The organism is Chelativorans salis, assembly GCF_025336525.1.
Lineage (GTDB): Bacteria > Pseudomonadota > Alphaproteobacteria > Rhizobiales > Rhizobiaceae > Chelativorans > Chelativorans salis.
On sequence record NZ_JAOCZP010000001.1, the window covers coordinates 714724 to 735016 of the forward strand.

Annotated in this window: 20 protein-coding genes and 3 pseudogenes; 12 read left to right on the forward strand and 11 right to left on the reverse strand. The window is 61.4% G+C overall.

Translation table 11 applies throughout. The features are described from left to right. Positions 1-642 (forward strand): DsbA family protein, encoded by a 642-nt coding sequence (locus N5A92_RS03450; RefSeq protein ID WP_313958378.1) that lies wholly within the window; start codon positions 1-3, stop codon positions 640-642. Positions 643-1142: 500 nt separating this feature from the next. Here the strand turns inward: N5A92_RS03450 and N5A92_RS03455 are convergent, their stop codons facing one another. Continuing rightward, positions 1143-2594, reverse strand: a complete 1452-nt coding sequence (locus tag N5A92_RS03455) for an NCS1 family nucleobase:cation symporter-1 (RefSeq protein ID WP_260900439.1) — start codon at positions 2592-2594, stop codon at positions 1143-1145. A 130-nt stretch (positions 2595-2724) separates the two neighbouring features. On the opposite strand from N5A92_RS03455, the gene N5A92_RS03460 reads away from it, so the two are divergent. After that, positions 2725-3480, forward strand: coding sequence for a GntR family transcriptional regulator (locus N5A92_RS03460; RefSeq protein ID WP_260900990.1), 756 nt, complete (start codon positions 2725-2727; stop codon positions 3478-3480). A gap of 254 nt (positions 3481-3734) precedes the next feature. Here the strand turns inward: N5A92_RS03460 and N5A92_RS03465 are convergent, their stop codons facing one another. After that, complete coding sequence (locus N5A92_RS03465) at positions 3735-4601, reverse strand: helix-turn-helix domain-containing protein (protein WP_260900440.1); 867 nt, start codon at positions 4599-4601, stop codon at positions 3735-3737. Between the two features lie 322 nt (positions 4602-4923). On the opposite strand from N5A92_RS03465, the gene N5A92_RS03470 reads away from it, so the two are divergent. Beyond that, entirely contained in the window at positions 4924-5457 is a 534-nt protein-coding gene (locus N5A92_RS03470) for a 2,4'-dihydroxyacetophenone dioxygenase family protein (protein ID WP_260900441.1), read from the forward strand. Positions 5458-5465: 8 nt separating this feature from the next. On the opposite strand, the pseudogene N5A92_RS03475 reads toward N5A92_RS03470, so the two are convergent. The 5 genes and pseudogenes from N5A92_RS03475 to N5A92_RS27405 form a co-directional block, all read right to left on the reverse strand. Further along, positions 5466-6200: pseudogene (locus N5A92_RS03475) on the reverse strand (SDR family NAD(P)-dependent oxidoreductase). 33 nt (positions 6201-6233) lie between these two features. Beyond that, a complete protein-coding gene (locus N5A92_RS03480; protein ID WP_260900443.1) occupies positions 6234-7685 on the reverse strand; it encodes an aldehyde dehydrogenase in 1452 nt (483 codons plus the stop codon). A 28-nt stretch (positions 7686-7713) separates the two neighbouring features. Next, entirely contained in the window at positions 7714-7932 is a 219-nt protein-coding gene (locus N5A92_RS03485) for an ATP-binding cassette domain-containing protein (RefSeq protein WP_425248521.1), read from the reverse strand. Positions 7933-8186: 254 nt separating this feature from the next. Further along, a pseudogene (locus N5A92_RS03490) lies at positions 8187-8370 on the reverse strand (aldehyde dehydrogenase family protein); the annotation flags it as partial. Positions 8371-8429: 59 nt separating this feature from the next. Next, a pseudogene (locus N5A92_RS27405) lies at positions 8430-8603 on the reverse strand (aldehyde dehydrogenase family protein); the annotation flags it as partial. Positions 8604-8880: 277 nt separating this feature from the next. Here N5A92_RS27405 and N5A92_RS03500 point away from each other — a divergent pair. Both N5A92_RS03500 and N5A92_RS03505 read left to right on the forward strand, forming a co-directional pair. Further along, positions 8881-9057, forward strand: a complete 177-nt coding sequence (locus tag N5A92_RS03500; protein ID WP_260900445.1) for a hypothetical protein — start codon at positions 8881-8883, stop codon at positions 9055-9057. A 182-nt stretch (positions 9058-9239) separates the two neighbouring features. Next, entirely contained in the window at positions 9240-10553 is a 1314-nt protein-coding gene (locus tag N5A92_RS03505) for an NAD(P)/FAD-dependent oxidoreductase (protein ID WP_260900446.1), read from the forward strand. A 915-nt stretch (positions 10554-11468) separates the two neighbouring features. Here N5A92_RS03505 and N5A92_RS03510 read toward each other — a convergent pair. From N5A92_RS03510 to N5A92_RS03520, 3 genes are read right to left on the reverse strand one after another with little or no spacing between them, the layout of a single operon-like run. Further along, entirely contained in the window at positions 11469-12272 is an 804-nt protein-coding gene (locus tag N5A92_RS03510) for a DUF3618 domain-containing protein (protein WP_260900447.1), read from the reverse strand. Continuing rightward, on the reverse strand, positions 12262-12663 hold the full coding sequence (locus N5A92_RS03515; protein ID WP_260900448.1) for a phage holin family protein: 402 nt from the start codon (positions 12661-12663) through the stop codon (positions 12262-12264). Before N5A92_RS03515 ends, N5A92_RS03510 begins: the two co-directional genes overlap by 11 nt. Next, positions 12660-13091, reverse strand: coding sequence for a hypothetical protein (locus tag N5A92_RS03520; protein WP_260900449.1), 432 nt, complete (start codon positions 13089-13091; stop codon positions 12660-12662). The genes N5A92_RS03515 and N5A92_RS03520 overlap by 4 nt, the downstream gene beginning before the upstream one ends. A gap of 336 nt (positions 13092-13427) precedes the next feature. Between N5A92_RS03520 and N5A92_RS03525 the strand changes: the two genes are divergently transcribed. From N5A92_RS03525 to N5A92_RS03545, 5 genes are all read left to right on the forward strand, one after another. Then, entirely contained in the window at positions 13428-14753 is a 1326-nt protein-coding gene (locus N5A92_RS03525; protein ID WP_260900451.1) for a DUF2254 domain-containing protein, read from the forward strand. A 48-nt stretch (positions 14754-14801) separates the two neighbouring features. Further along, positions 14802-15257: an MgtC/SapB family protein gene (locus tag N5A92_RS03530; protein ID WP_260900452.1), complete on the forward strand. Its 456-nt coding sequence runs from the start codon at positions 14802-14804 to the stop codon at positions 15255-15257. Continuing rightward, positions 15254-15742, forward strand: a complete 489-nt coding sequence (locus N5A92_RS03535) for a DUF421 domain-containing protein (RefSeq protein WP_260900453.1) — start codon at positions 15254-15256, stop codon at positions 15740-15742. The genes N5A92_RS03530 and N5A92_RS03535 overlap by 4 nt, the downstream gene beginning before the upstream one ends. A gap of 311 nt (positions 15743-16053) precedes the next feature. Further along, positions 16054-16479 carry an SOS response-associated peptidase family protein gene (locus N5A92_RS03540; RefSeq protein WP_260900454.1) on the forward strand — a complete coding sequence of 142 codons (426 nt, stop codon included), beginning with the start codon at positions 16054-16056 and terminating at the stop codon, positions 16477-16479. A 335-nt stretch (positions 16480-16814) separates the two neighbouring features. After that, positions 16815-17006 (forward strand): hypothetical protein, encoded by a 192-nt coding sequence (locus N5A92_RS03545; protein WP_260900455.1) that lies wholly within the window; start codon positions 16815-16817, stop codon positions 17004-17006. A 526-nt stretch (positions 17007-17532) separates the two neighbouring features. Here N5A92_RS03545 and N5A92_RS03550 read toward each other — a convergent pair. Beyond that, positions 17533-18192: a hypothetical protein gene (locus tag N5A92_RS03550; RefSeq protein ID WP_260900456.1), complete on the reverse strand. Its 660-nt coding sequence runs from the start codon at positions 18190-18192 to the stop codon at positions 17533-17535. 461 nt (positions 18193-18653) lie between these two features. Between N5A92_RS03550 and N5A92_RS03555 the strand changes: the two genes are divergently transcribed. Then, positions 18654-19202, forward strand: coding sequence for a DUF3280 domain-containing protein (locus N5A92_RS03555; RefSeq protein ID WP_260900457.1), 549 nt, complete (start codon positions 18654-18656; stop codon positions 19200-19202). Positions 19203-19523: 321 nt separating this feature from the next. After that, complete coding sequence (locus N5A92_RS03560; RefSeq protein WP_260900458.1) at positions 19524-19913, forward strand: hypothetical protein; 390 nt, start codon at positions 19524-19526, stop codon at positions 19911-19913. Positions 19914-20293 lie beyond the last annotated feature (380 nt).

The following is a 20293-nucleotide window of genomic DNA, read 5'->3' on the forward strand; positions in this document are numbered from 1 at the left end:
ATGAGGGAAATCCACCTCTCCTATCTCTTCGATCCGCTTTGTGGCTGGTGCTATGGCGCCGCGCCGGTAATTGGCGGCCTGATGCAACGAAGCGGCTTTGCCGTCGAGTTGATTCCGACTGGCCTTTTCGCCGGTGAGGGCGCATTCCCGATCAGTGACGGCTTTGCCGCCCATGCCTGGGACGCCGATCAGCGGATTGCCCGGCTTTCGGGCCAACCGTTCAGCGAAGCCTATCGCCGCAATGTTCTGGGGAACCGCCGGTCACGCGTCAATTCGGGGCCGGCGACCCTGGCGCTGACCGCAGTGCGCTTGACCGCGCCCGAGCGGGAGTTCGACACGCTGCACGCCATTCAGCGCGCCCGCTACGAAGGCGGGCGCGACAATGGAGACGCCGCCGTTGTTGCTGATGTCCTGGACGCATTTGCACTCGGCGACGCGGCCCGGCGGTTTTCATCGCCAGACGATGAACTTCTGTCAGCCAACCGTGCCCGCATCGCGGAGGGTCGCGCCGCAATGCAGCGCTTTGGCGCGCGCGGCGTGCCTGCGCTGGTAGCGGCAGAGCAGGACGATCCCCGTCTGGTCGATTCCAGCCTGCTCTATAGCGGTGTCGACGCGCTTGCCGGCGCCCTCAATGGATCTTGACACCGTCGATCACCAGCCGGGCTGCGGCTGCCTTCCGGCCGCTCCCTATCTCCGCAAGTCCCCCGGCAGCCTTCCAGGCTCTTCACGGTAGATGCTCTCGGGCGGATTTGCGATCGGCGGTCTCAGCGAAATATTCGACAAGAATATCGATCAAAACGCGCACTTTGCGCGAAGGAAATGCGCCATTGGCAGAGACAGGTTCCTGAAAGACATAAAGCCGCCGGTAGCTGAAAGAGGCAGGCACTATCACCACCGGCGCTTACTAACGTGCTGACCTGCCGACGGCTTTACGGAAGAGCTCGTTCTGAAGACCGAGGCGTGGGATCGTTCCTCGACCAGGAGCCGGTGGGCGGCTCTGGAACCGGAGGAGACGCGGACACTATGGGCGAAGCAGCGATCGCCATGACATTTGCCGGTTTCGGTGTAAGAAGAAAAGACCAGCGTCAGCTTCAAAGAAAAGGCCGGCAGAGCCGGCCAATTGTGGGGACCCTCCAGCGATTTCAGACCGTCTCGGGAATCGGTAGCTTGCTGTTCATCAGGCCGACATGCAGCGCACCGCCAAGGACCGCGCCGATCACCCAGCCGTAGCCAGACAGCTGCGATAGGGCTGGGACCCAGACCGTAGCCACCGAGAAGATGGCGGGAATGGCGAAGGCGATGATGGCCTTGTGGTTCCAGCCATTGCCGTAGAAGTACGGTCCGGACGGGTCGGACGAGAACATGTCGTCCACTGAAACCTTTTTGCGACGAACGATGTAATAGTCAGCAACGAGAATGCCGTAGAGCGGCGCAAGGAAGGCTCCCAGCGTATCGACGAAGCCAGTGATGCCGATATTGGAAATTAGCGGAACCCAGAGCGCCCCAATGAAGAAGGCAACGACCGCAGTGATGACGCCACCCATCTTCGCGGAGATCTTTTCCGGATTGAGGTTGGCGATGTCGTAGGCCGGAGGAATGAAGTTGGCGACGAGGTTGATGCCGACGGTCGCCGCGAAGAAAGTGAGTGCCGCGACCAGCGTGAGCAGAACGTTGTCGACCCGGTCGACAATATCGGCGGGATTGACGAGCTTCTCGCCGAACAGCACCACGGTCCCGGCCGTTACGAAGAGCGCAATAAAGGAGAACAACGCCATGGAGACCGGCAGGCCCCAGAAATTGCCCACCTTCATGGCCGACTCGGTTTTGACGAAACGCGAGAAGTCGCCGAAGTTGATCACCACCGCGGCGAAGTAGGCGATCATCGTTCCCACGATCGCGAAGAACGCTGCGACCGCCCCACGCGGATCGGTCGCCTCACTGCCCTCGAAGATGGTGCCCAGCGCAGCGAAGATGCCGTTTCCGGCCTTCCACCAGATGACGATGCAAAGCGCGATCATGACGACATAGACCAAGGGGCCGGCCCAGTTCAGGAATTTCCCCACCCAGTCGATACCACGCATGAAGAGAACCACCTGGAACACGCAGACGACCAAGTACGAGAGCCAGCCGACGGCCGTCATACCGAGGAATTCCGTCCCGCCCTGAATGCCGAAGGTGGTGTTCAACAGCAGTGCCACCGCGGTCGAGGCAAAGTAGGTCTGCACCCCATACCAGAAAATTGCCACGATGCCGCGGACCAGGGCCGGGAAGCGCGCGCCATAGACTCCCATGCTCACTCTGGCCATGACAGGATAGGGGACCCCGTACTTGACCGATGGTTTACCGGTGAGGTTGACCAGGAACATTACGAAGAAACCGGCGACAATGATCGCCCCGAATACCGCCCAGCCATTGAGCCCATAAGTGATGAAGAGCGAGGCGGCCAACGAATACCCGAACAGGCTCTGAATGTCGTTGTTCCACACGTTAAATATCTCGAAGGCGCCCCATTTGCGTTTCTCCGGCGGTAGCGGGGCCAAGTCGGCATTGTAGAGTGCACCGTCGTGGAGGTGCTCGTGGGGTGAATTCGCCATATCTCTCTCCCATTATTGAATCTTAGGTGCCGCCAAAGGCTCTAAGATGCAAAACAACCGCTGGCATTTCTTGTGACATTTTTTCTAAAAGGTTACATAGCATCTTTCACCAGCAGTACGTGTGAATCAGATGAAACACCTTCCTGAAAAACGCGAAAATGGCAGCCGTCTTGAAAATACAGGGAAACGCAAAAAGGCGTCGCCGGATCGACTGACCCAAGGGGCCTACAACGCGCTTGTCGACAGGCTGCGCGACGGAGAGCTTTCCAGCGGTGCATTCGTCACGGTTCCCGGCCTTGTCGAGATGCTGGGCTTCCCACTTGCAGCGGTACGCGAGGCCGTGAAGCGTGCCGACGCGTTTGGACTCCTGACCGTCATCCCCAAGCGCGGTGTTATAGTCATGGATGCAGGACCGGAAACCACCCGTGCCTGCCTGAGCCTGCGTGCGTTATTCGATGTCGAAGGCGCAAGGCGGCTTATCAAGAAAGGGGCAGACCTGCCGCTCAAGGCCCTGCGCGCGGATCATGAAGAAATGCTGGAAAGAGCACAGCGGGAGATGACGCCTGAGCTGCCACGCCAGGCGATCCAGACCGATCTGTCGTTGCATGATGCACTGTCGGTTGGTCTCGACACCTGGCTCGAAGCGCGGCTTTATGATGAGAACCGCAACCGCATCGCCATCATCCAGAACACCAGGGCGTTCGTGCCCAACCGCATCGTCTCAGCGATGGAAGAGCACTTGGCCATCATAGCCGCATTGGAAGCCCGGGATGGGGAGGCTGTCGCTGAAGCCATCCGCTTTCACCTCCAAAGTACGCTCCAGTGGTGGGGTGTTCCCGAGCAAGGAACTGGGGCGTCGGGCGTTCGCGAAGATACAGTTCAGTAGTTGCTCCTAACAACCAAGCGTCCAGCCAAAGCACCCGCAGCAAATAGCTATAGAGGATGCGGAGGAGGAGCCACGCGCCGGCAGCGTAAAGCACGGCAATCCATATGGGATAGGACCGCAACATCTTCGCTGTTGAATGCCCGCGGAGCTACGTCCCACCATGCATTTCGCGCCGACGCCCCGATCTATGCGGCGAGACCGACATTTCATGCAGCAGATTGATCACACGACATGAGGTGCGGCGGGTGTGCCGTTCAGGGCCAGGCCGCGAAAGAGTGGCTGCTATGTGAACGCAGCGCCGAAAGCTGGCGGTGTTTGTTGGGCGAGCGGCCGGTCTGGCGCTTGAAGAAGCGGCTGAAATAGGCTGGGTCGTGAAATCCCAGCGTCGCGGCAATCTCGGCAATAGGAAGGCTGCTGCCGTCGAGCAGACTGACCGCCTCCTGGGTCAACCGCGCATGTATGATCGCCAGTGGTGAGCAGCCCGCCACGCGCCTAACCATCGCGTTGAGGCGCTCCGTGGTAACGCCAATCTCCTGTGCGAAGCGCGCGATCGTCCAGTGGTCGCGCAGATGCAGTTCCAGCGCGTGGAGGAAGCGGTGCATGATCGTACGCGGCAGAGGCTGCACCTCGCGCATAACCGGACCTGAAAGCCGCCAGGCGCCGATCAGCAACAGCGCCAGCCGATGCCGCACGGCGTCCTCCATCCCGGGACAATCCTGCATGCGCTCATCCAGAACAGCCTCCGCGTCGTCCGCAAGGCGCCGCGCCTGTTGCGGCTCGAGCTTCGCAAAAAGGAGCGGCCGCGACAGCGCCTCGCGGATTGCACGCGCGTTCGGGCCCATGCCGACTGCCCGTGCGAAGCTGATCTCGGACATGGACAAGGAGACCCCGCGGGAGCCCGCATTCGCCTGCAGGCTGCTGCCACGCCTGGCTTGGAGCCAGATCAGGCACGGCGCGGCGAAAGGCACCTCCCCATCGGCGCTGCGCACGGACCCGCCGCCTGAGAGGAAAATGAAGCAGCGATAGCCGGACTCGGAAAAGATCCACTCGCCGTTCGTGAGCTCGCCCCTGAGAAGCTGGACCTCCGGATCGGGTGGTGGCCTCTGCCACTGGTTCACCATCGTTCCCCTCCCCTTTCAAACCCAATCATGAAATGTGCAAAAAAACGCCGATAATGTCTATTTTTACTCTCAGGCCGCTGTCTTAGCCTCGCGCTGAACTGGTATGCACTGAGAAAGATCGCATGTCGGATAGCAGGTGACCACCAGGATCACCGGAGGGGAGATGCGCAACCAGACCGCGCTCGTACGCAAGGCAAGGCTTCCGAGACTACGAGCTGTGTATTCCCGAGCAGGCGGCGGAGATCGCCGGCTGGGCACACCGGCATAGCACGGCCTTGCGCTTCTGGATGTGAGAGTCCGACCGCAAAAGGAGGAAAGCCCGATGCCCGAAGCCCCTGCGAGCGAATTCTGGCGCGACCTAAAGCCGATCGAGCAGGTGTTCCAGCGCGACGCAAAGCCTGAGGTCTATCTTGCCGACGCGCCGACGGAAGACGAGCGCTACTACGTACCCTTCACCGAAACGGTGTCCTCGCGCCCGCTCTGGATCTCGCCCGCGCAGAACAGGTGGTGCGATATCCTGATGGCAAAGAAGGCCGGGTTGGTGAACCGCCACTACCACCCGCACGAGGTATTCGCCTATACGATCTCCGGCAAGTGGGGCTATCTCGAGCATGACTGGACGGCGACGGCCGGCGATTTCGTGTACGAGACGCCGGGCGAAGGCCACACGCTGGTGGCCTATGACCATCCCGAGCCGATGAAGGTGTTCTTTCAGGTGAAAGGACCGCTCATCTGGCTGGACGAGAATGGCGAGCCGGACGGCTATTTCGACGTCCACCATTACATCGAGATGTGTCGCAGCCACTATGAGAAGGTGGGGATCGGCGCGGACTACGTGGAGGCGCTGTTCCGGTAGCCGCGGCCTCACACACTCATGCTGCCGTCCACCATTAGCGTGGCGCCGGTGGTGAAGCTCGACTCCTCCGAGGCGAGATAGAGCACGGAGCGGGCGATCTCGTCGGGCCTGCCGTGGCGGCCGAGTGGGATGAGGCGGTTGAAGAACTCCGTCCCGTCCACGCCCAGCGCCTCGCCCAGCCCTTCCTCCACGGCGGACTGGAAGCCATTGTCGACCGGTCCCGGATGGATGGTGTTGACGCGGATGCGGCGCGGCGCGAGCTCCTTGGCAAGGCAGCGCATCAGCCCCACCTGCGCGTGCTTGGGGGTGATGTAGGCGTAGACGCCGGCGTCTCCCCTTACCCCGGCCACGCTCGAGGTGATAACGATGGCGCCGCCGTCTCGCATGTGCGGAACCGTATGTTTGGCGGCAAGGTACGCACCGTGCACATGCACCGCCATCACCGCTTCGAACACATCGTCGGGATAAACGACAATCGGGCGGACTGTCCCGAAATTGCCGGCGTTCGAGAAGAGGACGTCGATGGGACCGAAAGCCTCGACCGCCTTGCCGACATAGGCCGCGGTGCTGGCCGCGGCCTATACGTCGGCCGCCACCCAGGCCAACCGCTCGGCCTCTTCAAGCTCGCCCGACACGCGCTCGAGCGCCTCTGCATCCCGATCTACCAGAAGCACCCGCGCGCCCTCTTCAAGGAAGAGACGCGCAGTCGCGCTGCCGATGCTTCCGGCACCTCCGGTGACGATGCAGGTTTTGTCCTGAAGCCGCCCATCTCGGCCTCAGAACGGATAGTGCATCGGACCGTCCTGGATCGTCATCCAGCGCAGTTCGGTGAACTCGTGAATTCCGGCGCTGCCGCCGAAGCGACCCCAGCCAGAGGCCTTCACGCCGCCGAAGGGCATCTGCGCCTCGTCGTGCACCGTCGGTCCGTTGATATGGCAGATGCCGGACTGGATGCGGCGCGCGACAGACATGGCACGGTTCGTGTCGCGGCCGAAGACGGCGGCGGACAGGCCGTAATCGGTGTCGTTCGCCACCCGCACGGCCTCCTCCACGCTGCCGACGCGGATGACCGCCACCACCGGACCGAAGGTCTCCTCCGAATAGACGCGCATGGATGGCGTCACCTTGTCGAGGACGGTGGCCTGGATGATCGTCCCGTCCACGCCGCCGCCGGCCGCCAGAATTGCGCCCTTAGAGACGGCATCGTTGATGAGCTGGGCGATCCGTTCGGCCGCTGCCGGCTCCACGACACCGCCGAGCGGTGCGTTGCCCTGACGCGGGTCGGCGGCCTTCAGCGTTTTCGCCTTCGCCGCGAGCGCCCCCACGAACTCGTCGGCGATCGTCTCGTCAACGACGATGCGATCCGTCGACATGCAGATCTGGCCCTGATTCATGAAGGAGCCGAAGGCAGCGGCGGCCACGGCCGCCTCGAGGTCGGCGTCTTCGAGGACGACGAGCGGCGCCTTGCCACCAAGCTCCATCAGGGCTGGCTTCAGATGCCGCCCGGCCAGCTCCGCAATGATGCGGCCCACGCGAGTTGAGCCGGTGAAGTTGACGCGACGGACGGCGGGCTGCGCGATCAGCGTCTCGACGACTTCGGCGGCATCCTCCGGCGCATTGGAAACGGCGTTAAGCACACCCCTGGGTAATCCCGCCTCGTTGAGCGCCTGCACGATGAGGGCGTGCGTGCGCGGGCACATCTCCGATGTCTTCATCACCACCGTGTTGCCGCAGGCGAGCGGCGTGGCAAGTGAGCGTACGCCGAGGATGATTGGCGCGTTCCACGGGGCGATCGACAGCACCACACCAGCGGGCTGGCGGATCGCCATGGCAAGCGATCCCGGCCGGTTGGAGGGGATGATCTCGCCCCTGATCTGCGTGGTGATCGCCGCCGCCTCGCGCAGCATGTCCGCAGCAAGACCGACATTAAACAGCGCCCACCCGGCAGTGGCGCCGATTTCCGCGACCATCGCCGCCACGAAATCGTCCGCCTTCGCCTGTAGCCGGTCTGCCGCCTCTATAAGGATAGCACGGCGCTCGCCGGGGGAGCTCTGCGACCAGGCCGGGAATACGGCTGCCGCCGCGTCCACTGCCGCTACGGCATCGTCCACGCTCGCCGCCGCTGCACGCGTGGCGACGTCGCCCGTCACAGGGTTGTGGCGCTCGAAAATGCGGCCGTCGGAGGCAGAGCGTTCTTCGCTGTCGATCGTCAATCCAAGCACTTCCATCGTTATCTCCATGTTCAGGCGTCCGCAGCTATTCCGAGGAAGGCGTGCTGGACAACGGGATCATCCTTAAGAGCGGCGGCATCGCCCTTGCCTCGATCACGTAGCCGCGGTCGGCGAGGCTCCGGCTCTTACGCACATTCTGTTCGACGATCAGCAGCGACACGCCGGCGTGCCGGATCCGCGCGAGCGCCGAAAACAGCTCCCCGACCATTACGGGGGCGAGCCCGAGGCTCGGCTCGTCAAGCATCAGGCTAGCACGCTCACTTCCCAGCGGAATGGAAGCTTTCGTTGAAGAATTGTACTTTTCACGGGGAAAAGGGGGTCAAGTCAAGCGAACCAGCCACTTGGGTTCCCAGGCAGCCTCGTGAGATCTCGGTAGGTGAACACTCTCGCCCGGATTGCCACCGCGTCTCGCCGAGATGTTCAATCAGAACCCTCACCTTGCGGGAGGGTAACGCACCCCGGCGGACGCACGACGTGCCGTAACGGGGCCCAGTTACGTCAGTCCGAACGAACATAGGCCGTCTTTACTATTGGTGAAGAACTCGGCGGCGTAGCGGCCCTGCTCGCGCGGGCCGTAGCTGGAAGCCTTGCGGCCACCGAAAGGCACGTGAAAATCGACGCCCGCCGTCGGCAGGTAGACCATTGCCATCCCGGCTTACGAATTGCGTTTGAAATGGACTGCGTCTGGCAGGCGCGAACCGTCTCGGCGATGCCTTCGGCAATTGTCTTGCCCTCTTGGCGAGAGAGGAGGCGGCCGAGTTCATCTTGCACGCCATGATCTCGTCGGCCGCGCGGCGCAGGATGTCGTGGCGCTCCAGCAAACCGAAAACGCGACCACGCCGGGAAGACGTACTTCGCCGCCGCGACCGCCGCCTGCGCGTCGGTCTCCGTGCCGCGGGCATAGTGACCAATCATGTCGGTATTGGAAGGATTCACGTTGGAACCGGCTCCCCGCCGGTCCACTCGCCATCGATCAGATTGCGGTGCAGCTCGCGCATGGACATATCTCCCATTTGGGGACCACCGCCTTCCCCATAGGGAGAGAACCCAACCTAGGGCTTGTTGGGATTCATCTGGAGTTGAAGAGGGCCGAGCAGAGATAGATCAAGCTCTCGAAGCTTTTGTCTGTTTTGCAGGCTCTCATGGCGATGCGTTTAAACGCTTTGAGTTTGCAGAAGACGTTGTCGATGAGGTGGCGCCACTTGTAGACTTCGGCGTCTATGGCGAGTGGCTTCAGTCTCTGTGGGCGCTGAGAGTTGACGATGCCAGCGCCCCGCTCGTTCAAGTCAGCGATGATCCAGTTGGAATCGAATGCCTTGTCGGCGATCAGGGTGCCGAACTCGATGCCTTCGCGGCGCCCGCATCGTGATCGTCACCTACAGCGCAGGGGTATCGGACAGCGAAGAATTGCTTAATATTGCCAGGGCCGCCGCGGGCCAATGAACAAGAACACCCCCGGACGCTGTCGGGGGCCAGGCGCTAACTCTCGGTTTGTCGGAGGTGGTGGCGGTTAAAGTCGGTTGGAACGCATCGTCCGGAGCGTGGCGGGAAATGCAGCAACCTCAGAGAATCGTGATCGTGGGCGCCGGATTTGCCGGACTGGAGGTCGCTAAGGCCCTGGGCAAGGCCGGCATCGACGTCACCATCATCGACCGCCACAACCACCATCTCTTCCAGCCACTTCTCTACCAAGTGGCAACAGCAGCTCTTTCAGCACCTGATATCGCGGAGCCCATCCGCAGGATCGTGCGACGCTATCCTTCCACAAAGGTCCTGTTCGGCGAAGTCGCAGGAATCGACAGGGACGGGCGGCGCGTCCTGCTCTCCGACGGCGAGGCGATCCGCTACGACGTCCTCATTCTCGCGACCGGCTCAGTGCCAGGCTATTTCGGCCGTGATGACTGGGCGGCGGTCTCCCCGGGGCTCAAGACGATCGAGGACGCGCGCAAGATCCGCTCCGAGTTGCTCCTTGCCTTCGAAATCGCTGAGCGGGCGACCGATCCCGTCACGCAGGAGCGCCTGATGACGATCGCCATCATCGGCGGCGGTCCGACAGGCGTGGAGCTTGCGGGTTCGATCGCCGAACTCAGCCGATATACGTTGGCCCGCGACTTTCGCAATATCCGTCCGGAGAGCGCGCGGATCATCCTGGTGGAAGCGGGCCCGCGGCTGCTGCCGGCCTTCTCCGAGAAGCTTTCCGAATATGCGGCGGAACGTCTACAGCGCCTCGGCGTGAAGATCCTCACGAACAAGGCGGTGGATCACCTTTCCGATGGAGAGCTTGGCATCGCCGGCGAGCGGATCGGTGTCGGGCTTGTTCTGTGGGCGGCGGGAGTGGCAGCCTCACCCCTTGCGCGCGAGGTCGGAGTGGAGACCGACTGGCTCGGACGGCTTATCGTCGACGATACGCTGCGGGTGCGCGGCGAGGAGAATATCTTTGCGCTGGGCGATGTAGCTCATTTTGCCGATGCGGATGGCCGGCCGCTTCCGGGCCTTGCCCAAGTCGCAAAGCAGCAGGGCATGCATCTCGGTCATTCGCTGGCCCGGCATCTGACACACGGCGATGCCCTGGTTCCCTTCACCTATCGAAGCCGCGGCAACACGGCCATCATCGGCCGTCATGCCGCCGTCTTCGAGCAGGGGCGCTTCAAGGTGAAGGGTTGGATCGCGTGGCTCGCATGGGCGATCATCCACATCTACCTTCTAATCGGCTTTCAGAGCCGCGTCCTGGTTTCGGTGCAATGGCTCTGGCGCTACGCCACCTATGATCGCGGCGCACGGCTGATCGCGCGAGAGACAACGCCAAAGGCCAGGCCCGGGCCGAAAGCGGCTAGCCGCAAGCGGAAACGCCACGAAAAGACGTGAGCGCGGCCCTAGCCGCTTCTCAGCCTGTCCATGTCGCGGAAGTGGCACGATGTCCCGGCAGCAGAAAGAAGGGTTCAATACGAACATGCACGTCCTCGACAGATCGGCCCGGCGCCCATGTTGCTGATAGTGCATCCGGCATCAATCGTGTGGTTAAATGCTCATCTTGTTTGTCGCACGGCATCCGTGTTGCCTATATCGGCGCGCGTTGAACCTGAAAGTTCTCGCAGCCAAGCAATAACCCTGGCCTCGACTTCGTCTCTGATGCGCCGACGAAGGCTGGCGCTTCAAAAAAGGCTGCTCGCCCTTGAGCAGGCTCGCGCGACATGGCGCGGCGCCGCCAGCGCTGGCTCATAGCAGGCTGGTCTCGATTCAAACCAGCAAGACCTTGTGCAAGATGCGCGAGGTAGGGGGAGTCAGGTCGATGATTGATCCGAAAGGGAACCTTCTTTGGGAGCGCCGTTCCTGATTTGAGGGCCGTATTCGCTTTCGAGGGTTCCCCATTCACCCAAGGGTTGGCGGCACTGCGAGCAAGCAACTTGCTCGGTTGCCGACATTGAGCCTTTAACCGTGAGATCATTCGATGCGCCGCAATGCCGGCACCGTACTGCTATGTTGGACATGGGTGTGCTCCTGTTGCCTTGCGGCGGGAGCGCTGAGAAGCCCCGATGGGCGGGAAGTCACACACTCTCTGTCATCGGCCGCCAGTGCGTTTTGCCGACGATGCAAAATCCTACCACGACAATGTGGCGATGATGTATCGAGCTCACGCAGCATGGCGGATACGAAGGGCAATCTTTCGCGGGGGACGGTCACAGCCGTCACGCATCGGCTCGCCTAAGGCCACATCTCACGAAGCTTTCCGAAGATAGTCGGCACGGACAATACCAGAGCCCAGGCGAACGGCCGTGACGTTCATTGTTCCTTACTTGATCGCACGGAGGAACGGTTGGCAGTGGTGCGTTTACCCGCGGCCCCTGATCTCCGAGACGCCGAATTCGCTGCCTTGGCGGCTCTGTTCAACTCCTCGCTGAAAATGCGCTCTGCTTCCTCGAACAGGCGATCTGAACTCTCACCAATGGTGCTGTCCTCTGCAGATGTCCGCGGGAGAGCCGCACCAATGACGGCGCCAAGGGCCACCGCCAGAGCACCCGAGACAATTGGCTGCTCGAGGTAGAAATCTTTTATGGCCTTGCTCCCGCGGCCCGCGGTCTGCTCCAAGTCGCGTTGGGCGCGGTACGCCGCTTCCCGGGCCTCGACCACGCGTTTTTTCGCCGTGTCCGAGAGCTGTTCGGTGCCTTCGTACAGCCGATTGCGCAAATCCTCGGCGGATTCCCTCGTCCGTTGACCGAACCAGCTGGCGTCTGAGTGCAACCGGTCCCATCGCTTCGGCGTCGTTCCAACGCCCGGCGAAGTGGCCATGGCATCATTCTTCGCGCTCGATGCGTGTTTTTCTCCCTGGTCCCTACGAGTATCGCTGAACATCATCCAGGCAAGACCGAGGCCCGTCAGCGCCAGCGCCATAGGATTACTCTTGGCGGAACGGAGGGCAGAATTGCCAAACTCTCCGCCGTGCCGGGTGACTTGCTCAGCCAGTTGCCGCGCCACACCCTCGATCGAGAAGCGCTCCTGCAGGGCTTCGACAGCCGAGACCAGCTGATCACGCTCTTGTTCGAGATCACGTTCGATGTCTGCCGGAGTCCGAGCATCAGTGTTCATGGCGGCTCTCCCTTGCGATTGCGGCATCCCGGCGCAAGCTTCTGGCGGTGCGCCGAGGCGCAAAGCTGGCAGGCCTGAGGTCGTTCATTCCCTTGTAGCAAAGGCCGAGAGCGATGACGGTAAGAGCCACACCCACGATGAGAGCCGCCCAGCCACCGGGGATTCCCGCTTCGGCCAGGGCGACGACGAGCGCCGCCGCAAGCACGTTCAGTGCAGTAAGTGCAATGACGACACCGCCGATGATCAATCCGATAGCGGCTATGGCCTTCTCAATGCTCTCTGTAACCTCGGCGCGAGCCAACTCGATTTCGCCGCGAATCAGGTTACTCAAATGCGTCAACACGTCGGCCACGATCGCGCGAGTGCTTGTCTTGGTTGAGTGGTCGGTCATGGTGCGGCCTCTGAACTATCTTGCACCTCTGTTCGATCTTTTGCAGCTTCACCGGACGCTCTGGCAAATCGACTGCCCATGAATCCGAGCAAAGCTGCTGTACCGAGGAACGCTGCTGGATTTCGACGAGCAAAGCCATTCAGGTCAGAGACCATTTCGCTAAGGTTCTTCTGACGGATTGCTTCCGATGCTCCCGAAAGCGCTTCGGCAAGCTGGTTGAAAGTCTTCGACTCTGTGGATTCGTCACTGAATTCGCCCGAGGCGACCTTAAGCGCAGAGGCCACGCTGGCTATCTCCTCTGAAAGCGAGAACTTGGCGCCCTCGGCCCTTCTGGTCGCCTCTGCCTTCGCCGACTGTGCAAATTCTGCAGCTTTCTCTTGGACGTTTTCCGCGGCACTCGCCGCAGTGTCGGTTTTTGATTTCACCATCCCTTCCTCCCACTCAGCCCAGCAGGCTGAGTACGAAAAGCACTACGACCACGACCCCGATCACATAGAAAATGTTGTACATCGTCGTCTCCGAAGAGGTTTGGCTTCAAACAGGGTGGGAACCAAATTGTTCCGAAGCCACCAACTATTCCTTCCGATGCAGCCCGTAGCGGGGATCTCTCCTTCAGTGTTTGGTTTCGATCGGGCCTGATAGTGGTGCGTGCCACTGCTGACCGCTCCACCGGCGGAAAGCTCCCCCATCGGCATGACTCGGAGACGGAGCAGCCCGGCAGGCGACGGCGGGGCGGATCAATTGGCAGGTTCGTAGGTTGATGAATGATGGACCGCGCCCGGAACCTGATCGCACTGCTGAGAACCCAACTCTGGCCCATTCCTGCCGTCATAACGCTGCTGGCTGCTGCTCTCGCCTATCTTCTGCTCACCCACGGTGCCGCTCTCGGTCCGCGGAACGCCGGCGAACATTGGTGGCTCTACAGCGGCGAGGCGAGGACGGCGCGCCAGCTTCTCTCAAGCCTGCTTTCGGGATTGATGACGATGACGTCGCTCGTCGTATCGGTGACCTTCGTGATCCTGACGCTCGCCGCCAACCAGCTCGGGCCCCGCCTTATCTCGATCTTCATGGCGGACCGGCAGATCCAGACGGTGCTCGGCGTCTTCATCGGAACGATCCTCTACGTGATCCTGATCATGCGGGTGCTGGACGATGAACTCGGATCAGACGGCGTGCCACATCTGGCCGTTACGGCGGCGAGCGTGCTGACTATCCTCTGCCTGCTCGCGCTCCTGTTCTACATCCACAAGATCGCGCGATTGATCATCGCCGACAACGTCGTCGAAGCCGTCGCCAAAGAATTCCGCCACACGCTGCACAGTCTTCTGCCCGACGGCCCGGTGCAACCGGAGAGCAAGGCGGAAGCGTCACCCGGCTCCACCGCGTACCCCCTCCATTTAAACAGCGTCGGCTATCTTCAGGTGGTGGACTATGAGCGACTGGTGGAACTTGCCCGCAAGCGCAGTGTCGTTATCGAGGTGAATGTGCGGGCCGGTCACTTTATTCTGCGGGATGGCGAACATGTGCGCGTGTTCTCACGGCGGCCGCTCGACGAGAGCCTGAGGGAAGACATCCGGTCCACCTTCACCATCGGCTCGTCGCGGACCCCTGCCCAGGATCCGGAACATGGCGTAGGGCAGCTGGTGGAGATCGCGACTAGGGCTCTGTCGCCCGGAATGAACGATCCGTTCACGGCGAGGGCGGTCATCGACAGGCTTGGCGCAGCCTTCGAGGTGATTCTCACTCGCCACCTCCAGCCACGCCTGTTGCGGGATGGCGGCGGCGCGGTCCGCGTCATGGCGGACCGCACCGACATAGACGGGCTTCTCGATGCCGCCTTCCATCCTATCCGCCAGGCGGGTGCGGACCATCCCGCGATCCTCATCCGGATCGCGGACATCGTTCGGGACCTCGCGGCAGGCGCCACGGCAGCGGAACAGAAACATGCCCTAATCGTTCAGCTGCTCCGTCTCGCTCAGTCTGCTCGCCTCGGACGGCTGACGGTTGGTGACCGGAAGGACGTCGCCCGGCGGATCAAAGTCGCCCGCCGGGCAGTAAGGAACATTCCGCCGGCAGGCGCTGCCAGCTGACATAGAGCCGGACATCGCCCCGTCCGCTCATCCAGAAGGATGCAACATATGCTCGACTTCGGGTTCGATCTCCAACTCCTGGCGAGGGACTGCGTCTTCGTGCTCGCCGCCTTTCTGCTCGCCCTGCCTATCGGCTGGGAGCGGGGCCGCGGCCCCCACAGCGTCGGCTTCCGCACGCTTCCGATCGTCTCGATGGCCTCCTGCGGCTTCGCCCTGATCATCAGCGAAACCGCCTCGGCCGACAACGAAGCACAGGCGCGCGTGCTTCAGGGCGTCATCACGGGCATCGGCTTCATCGGTGGCGGCGCCATCATTAAGCAGGGGCGCGACGTAAAAGGTCTGGTCACTGCCGCCAGCATCTGGAACGCCGGCGCGATCGGCGTAGCCGTCGGGCTGGGCCGCCTGAACATTGCAATCCTGCTCAGCTTCATAAATCTCATCGGCCTCTGGCTGCTCGCCTATCTAGATGTCGATGACGATGAGAAGGAGAACCAATCCCGATGAATGAGCCGTTCCTGTTCGACAGCTGGGAGAGCCTGCTGCGGATCGTGATCGTAGGAGTTGCGGCCTACGCAGCACTGGTGCTGATGTTGCGTGTGTCCGGCAAACGGACGTTGAGCAAGATGAACGCGTTCGATCTCGTTGTTACCGTGGCGCTGGGGTCGACGCTCGCCACCGTGCTTCTGGACAGGGATATTCCCCTAGCCGACGGAGTGCTTGCCCTGGGGCTGCTGGTTGGCCTCCAATTCATCATCACCTGGGGCTCCGTCCGATCGCACCGGATCCGGGAACTCGTCAAAAGCCAGCCGACCGCGCTGCTTGTGGCGGGTATCTTTCGTGACGACGCCATGCGGCGGCAGCGAGTGACGCGGGAAGAAGTTGAAGCCGCCATCCGCCAGCATGGCCATTCGGGTCTTCGGTCGGTCGATCGTGTCGTGCTTGAAACCGATGGCTCTCTCAGCGTCATTGCAAATCACGGCCGCGAATGAGGCCCGCAGTCGAGCGGCGGCAAAGGGGTCTGCTCCTCATGACGCCGTATGTTCTGCCGGGCGGTGCCCGCGCTTCCAGCCAGCGGATCGTCGATGAGGATGCGGTGGCGTAGCGACGCAGCAAATTGTCGGCCCGCCCCGATTTGACCACCGAGGCCGCCAGCGCGCCGCCGCTGCCTTCCACTTCATTCCGGCCCTTCGGGTGCGGCCCCTCTTGCCCCGTGGCATCGGACTGACGAATACAAGCGTATCCTGGAGAGCGGCCCCCTGAGCGTGCCGGAGATATTGCGTCGTTGGGAGGAACTTCGCATGTGTGGCCGCGTGTTCGTCAGAAGCCGGTGATCATCGCGCCTGACGATTATCCGCGCTGGCTCGCGTTCCATGAGGAAGACCCGCGCGATCTGTTGAAGTCATTCCCGACCGAAAAGATGAAGATATGGCCCATTGGCCGAAAGGTGGGGAATACATGGAACAACACATCGGATATCCTAGATCCAATTGAAGAAGAAGAGCCACCGCTCATTAGCCGCGGGACTATCATGACCGCTTTGCACGAAACGAATGCCTGTGACGTGGAAGCGACGGCGCGCCTGTTCTATGAATTCGCTACCGGCAAGCGGTGGAGAAACGCAAGATCGGCCATTCGGGACACTTGGCTTGAGGCAGCACGGCAGCTCCATGACATCCTTGGGGAGCCGATCTCGCCAATTGGATCGCCAAAGCCTACACCCCACTGATCGCCCGGCAAACAAAAAGCCCCGCTGGCCGGAGCCAACGGGGCAGTGACTGAAGGATGCTTGGTGTATTGCGAATCTTAATACCGGCGTGGAGATTCACCAGTCGCCAAAATGGCGTAGTGCCGTAGACGCAAGATGCCTCACCAGCGGGAACCTTTCCAGTGTGGCCATCGTTCGTCGTGCGTGGCTTTTCCTCCCGCCACAGGCAGGCCGGCCAACCCTCCCGAAGTTCCCCCCAACCGCTACGGCCGGCCTGCCGCTCTCGAGGAGACATCGAAAGCCTCGACTCCCTCCCGCGCCCATGGCACGATGTCGATGGGAAATTGGAGAAGGTTATGAAACCGTCACTTACTGTGCAGGGCGCCGGAGGCGCAAAGACGTTGCAGGGTGTCGGCGACGTGGAACTCGCGGCGCGGCTATTCTACGAATTCGAGACACGCAAGCAGTGGGCAGACGCAAAGCCGGCCGTCAAGGAGACGTGGCTGAAGGCTGCCCGACAGTTCCACGACGTGAGGCACCGCAGCTAGTCGCGATGTGGCACACGTTGACCCACAATGAGCGATAAGATGACCGATCTCGAAAAGAACCCCATGTGCCGACGGGCGTTCAGATCGGCGAGGTAACAGACGAAAACGGTACAACACTCGGCATTCTGATCTTTCACACGGCTGACGGTGTGACCAGTTTCTACATCAATGAGCAGGCAGCCGGCGTTTTACGGGGCGCGGTCGAGAGCCTGCAACTACTAGCGAGCAAGGGAGGAACAGCTTAGCCGAACTCAACGGCCGGTTCCCCGTTTTCCTTCGTGAGATCGCATTGCCGACAACGTATGCCGCCTGATTTCGAGACGGATGAGCAATAAGAAGGCGCGCCTGCCGGAGCCAACGGGGCGGTGACCGAAGGATGCTTGGTGCACAGGGCAGATTAGCCATGGTGTGGTGCTTCACCGGTCGCAAAACGGGCGTAGTCCTGTTGACGCAAAAGCCGCACCGGTCGCGGACTCGCTAGGTTACCTCCGTTTCGACATGTGTGCTTGTTTCGGCACCCAACGAACTATTCGGCAGCGGAGCGCAGGGGCGACCGGTGCCGCTCGTCGGCACGTGCACCCAGCTGTTCGCGCATGAAACGCTCGAGCTGCCTACGCTCGGATGCAGAGCGTATCTGCTGCGTCGTCACCGTTTCAGAGTATAGAATACGCGTCCCCGCCTCCTCGGCGACGTCATAGACTCGCGTAGCCGCCACCGGCGTATCCTCGGGGCCGTAGGTGGCCACGACCGTGAGTGAAACGCCAACTATTGACGAGATACTGCCGTCGCCTTGCTCCAGCGCATGCTCAATGATCTTGCTGTAGGAGCCGAGCTCTACAGACCGGCCGCTGTTGAGCGGTCCCTCGTACCCGTCCTGCTCCGCAGTGCGCTCGGGTTCCACCCTGCCGCCGTGGTCGGTCAGCGAACAGGTAATGTTATCGTCGCCGTTCTCGCCCCTGAGTTCGGTCACCACGCCTTCAATATAGATCGCTTCCGCGCTCATATTTGTGACGACGCATTGAGTTTCGAGCACATGACCGTTGGCCCGGTTGATGAGGATCTTGGGGCGCCGTTCCCGCCGATAGCCGTTCAGGAGAAGCTGGAAATAGAGCCCCCAGACGACGAGCATTAGACCGCTCAAGGCGACATTAAGGACGTCACTGTTTCCCGATATCCAGTTCAACATACCGCTCTCCATGATCGCCGACAGTGTCTCCCGTGAACAGAGAAGCGCGCACATGGTTTCACCGGCGGAACTCGCGTCCGGATCGATCACGCCTCTTTGGGTTCAGTGGCGGCTTATTGCCTGTGAAAGCCGGGCCAGGTCAGCGATGTTCGCCGTGTCGCTCCATCGCCTGAGATTGGCCGCGGCTGTCTTGCTGGCTCGTTACCTTGCCGACGCGACTCTCTCTCCCTCGAACGGTGCCAAACATACGCTTGAGAATGCGCGCCTGAAGAAGCTTCTGGCGGGTCGGTGGCCTTTTCGCCTTCATCAGCGTCGCAGACAGTTGAGAGCAGTCGTGACTTGGCGGCTATGCTGGCAGGACATCTCTCAACTGCTTCGCGCATCTGACGGGCAAGCAAGACGAAAGGACCGTTGGCTACCGTCACCTTGCTGTTATTCTCCCAAACACTTGGGAGGGATAGATGCTCAAAGCGCGAGGCGCGGATGTGCGAATACGATCCCGCGCTGCAATCTACAGCAAACTCTTGCTGATACCGGCGGCTGCTGCCGGGATCGTATCGGCCGAGGTCAGTGATGCTGCCGAGCCATTGCCCCTGGCAATCTCCAATTTCGATTTCAGGGATACGTCGGGCGAAGTCAGGGACCAGACCGCTGAGCATGAAAGGCGATTGAGGGCATTGGATGTTGCCTTGCAGAAGGGCCTTTCTGACAGCGAGGGGATCAAGTCGATCCTGTTGACCTGCCAGACTGGCAAGTGCTCGGCGAGAGCGGCGGGACTGGAAGCGCTTTCAACGCAGGCGAGAAATGCCGGGGCAAGATATTTGCTGATTGGGGAGGTGCACAAGATGAGCACCCTGGTCGGCTGGGTGAAGTTCGCAGTGATGGATTTGAACAGCAATAAACCTGCCTGCGATAGGTTTCTGAGCTACCGGGGTGATACGGACGAGGCATGGCAGCACGCAGCAGAATTCGTTGTGCGTGACATCGAAAAGCACTGCATGCCGAGGTAGCCGCCGGAAATTCGACGCTCGGAGAGGGTTATGCTATCCCGTTCCTGAAGATCTCAGGTGGGTCGATCTTTCTGATTCCTGTCCGCCGCAGATGTGTGGGTGGAAAGCAGAAATTCAAAATAAACTGAGTCATAAGAAGCAACCATGATTCATCCGTATTGGGAATGAACGGGCGGCGGAGGGCGACTGTTGATAGATAGAACATTTGCTGAAGTGGTGTCGGCGTGCGGCGCATCGCCGAAGCCGAAGTTGGCGAACCCAGCGTTCGGGGGCCAGCCGGAGGATCGGCTGCGCAGACCGCTTGAAGCACCGGTCGCGGAATTGGCCGAAATCGGCGGCCTGGCAGCCGGCGCCGTTCATCTGGTCGGCGAGACGAGCCTCGCCGATATTAGAACGCGCCCGGACTTCGCCATCACCGTGAAACAGACGCTCGTTGGTTTCATCGAGGTCAAGGGGCCCGGCAAGGGCGCCGATCCGCGCCATTTCACCGTCCAGCACGACAAGGACCAGTGGAACAAGCTGAAATCGCTGCCGAACCTGCTTTACACGGACGGCAGCGCCTTCAGCCTGTGGTGCGACGGAGCCATGGTCGGCAGGATCGCCACCTTTGATGGCGACCTCGAAACCGCGGGCGCGAAGCTCACCGCGCCTAACGGGCTGCTGCCGCTTAGCTGCGGCGGAGGGCATTGCTCTGGAGAGGCTTTGGGATGAAGGCACGAATCTTAGCCACTATAGCGGTGCTCGCCATCGCCGGGTGCACAACGGCGCCAGCCGAATATGCAGCCGCACTCTCACCTCAAGACCCCAAATGGCCCTCGCCGGAATGCGAACAAATCCGCGCGGCGGCGTTGAACTACGAGGCTGGACAAAGGAAGCCATTGAACATGGGCGCCGCACTGTTGCTTGGCCCGTATGGACTTGGGATCGCGATGGCAGGCAGAGAGCATCAGGAAAAGCAACGAAAGCTGTTTACTCGCGACATGCATACGCGATGCTCAAGTCTGCCCCTTCCTAAGAACCTACAAATCCGAGACACAGATGCACCAGCATAAGACTGCCGATCGCCCCTACCGCTTCAACCGCTGGAGCAA

What these genes read in the sequence shown, in the direction of transcription:
- N5A92_RS03530 (WP_260900452.1), top strand. Translation starts at nt 14,802, where the DNA reads ATGCTCGACTTCGGGTTCGATCTCCAACTCCTGGCGAGGGACTGCGTC.
- N5A92_RS03465 (WP_260900440.1), bottom strand. Translation starts at nt 4,601, where the DNA reads ATGGTGAACCAGTGGCAGAGGCCACCACCCGATCCGGAGGTCCAGCTT.
- N5A92_RS03460 (WP_260900990.1), top strand. Translation starts at nt 2,725, where the DNA reads ATGAAACACCTTCCTGAAAAACGCGAAAATGGCAGCCGTCTTGAAAAT.
- N5A92_RS03535 (WP_260900453.1), top strand. Translation starts at nt 15,254, where the DNA reads ATGAATGAGCCGTTCCTGTTCGACAGCTGGGAGAGCCTGCTGCGGATC.
- N5A92_RS03450 (WP_313958378.1), top strand. Translation starts at nt 1, where the DNA reads ATGAGGGAAATCCACCTCTCCTATCTCTTCGATCCGCTTTGTGGCTGG.
- N5A92_RS03515 (WP_260900448.1), bottom strand. Translation starts at nt 12,663, where the DNA reads ATGACCGACCACTCAACCAAGACAAGCACTCGCGCGATCGTGGCCGAC.
- N5A92_RS03550 (WP_260900456.1), bottom strand. Translation starts at nt 18,192, where the DNA reads ATGTTGAACTGGATATCGGGAAACAGTGACGTCCTTAATGTCGCCTTG.
- N5A92_RS03470 (WP_260900441.1), top strand. Translation starts at nt 4,924, where the DNA reads ATGCCCGAAGCCCCTGCGAGCGAATTCTGGCGCGACCTAAAGCCGATC.
- N5A92_RS03525 (WP_260900451.1), top strand. Translation starts at nt 13,428, where the DNA reads ATGATGGACCGCGCCCGGAACCTGATCGCACTGCTGAGAACCCAACTC.
- N5A92_RS03510 (WP_260900447.1), bottom strand. Translation starts at nt 12,272, where the DNA reads ATGAACACTGATGCTCGGACTCCGGCAGACATCGAACGTGATCTCGAA.
- N5A92_RS03485 (WP_425248521.1), bottom strand. Translation starts at nt 7,932, where the DNA reads ATGCTTGACGAGCCGAGCCTCGGGCTCGCCCCCGTAATGGTCGGGGAG.
- N5A92_RS03455 (WP_260900439.1), bottom strand. Translation starts at nt 2,594, where the DNA reads ATGGCGAATTCACCCCACGAGCACCTCCACGACGGTGCACTCTACAAT.
- N5A92_RS03480 (WP_260900443.1), bottom strand. Translation starts at nt 7,685, where the DNA reads ATGGAAGTGCTTGGATTGACGATCGACAGCGAAGAACGCTCTGCCTCC.
- N5A92_RS03505 (WP_260900446.1), top strand. Translation starts at nt 9,240, where the DNA reads ATGCAGCAACCTCAGAGAATCGTGATCGTGGGCGCCGGATTTGCCGGA.
- N5A92_RS03545 (WP_260900455.1), top strand. Translation starts at nt 16,815, where the DNA reads ATGAAACCGTCACTTACTGTGCAGGGCGCCGGAGGCGCAAAGACGTTG.
- N5A92_RS03555 (WP_260900457.1), top strand. Translation starts at nt 18,654, where the DNA reads ATGCTCAAAGCGCGAGGCGCGGATGTGCGAATACGATCCCGCGCTGCA.
- N5A92_RS03520 (WP_260900449.1), bottom strand. Translation starts at nt 13,091, where the DNA reads ATGGTGAAATCAAAAACCGACACTGCGGCGAGTGCCGCGGAAAACGTC.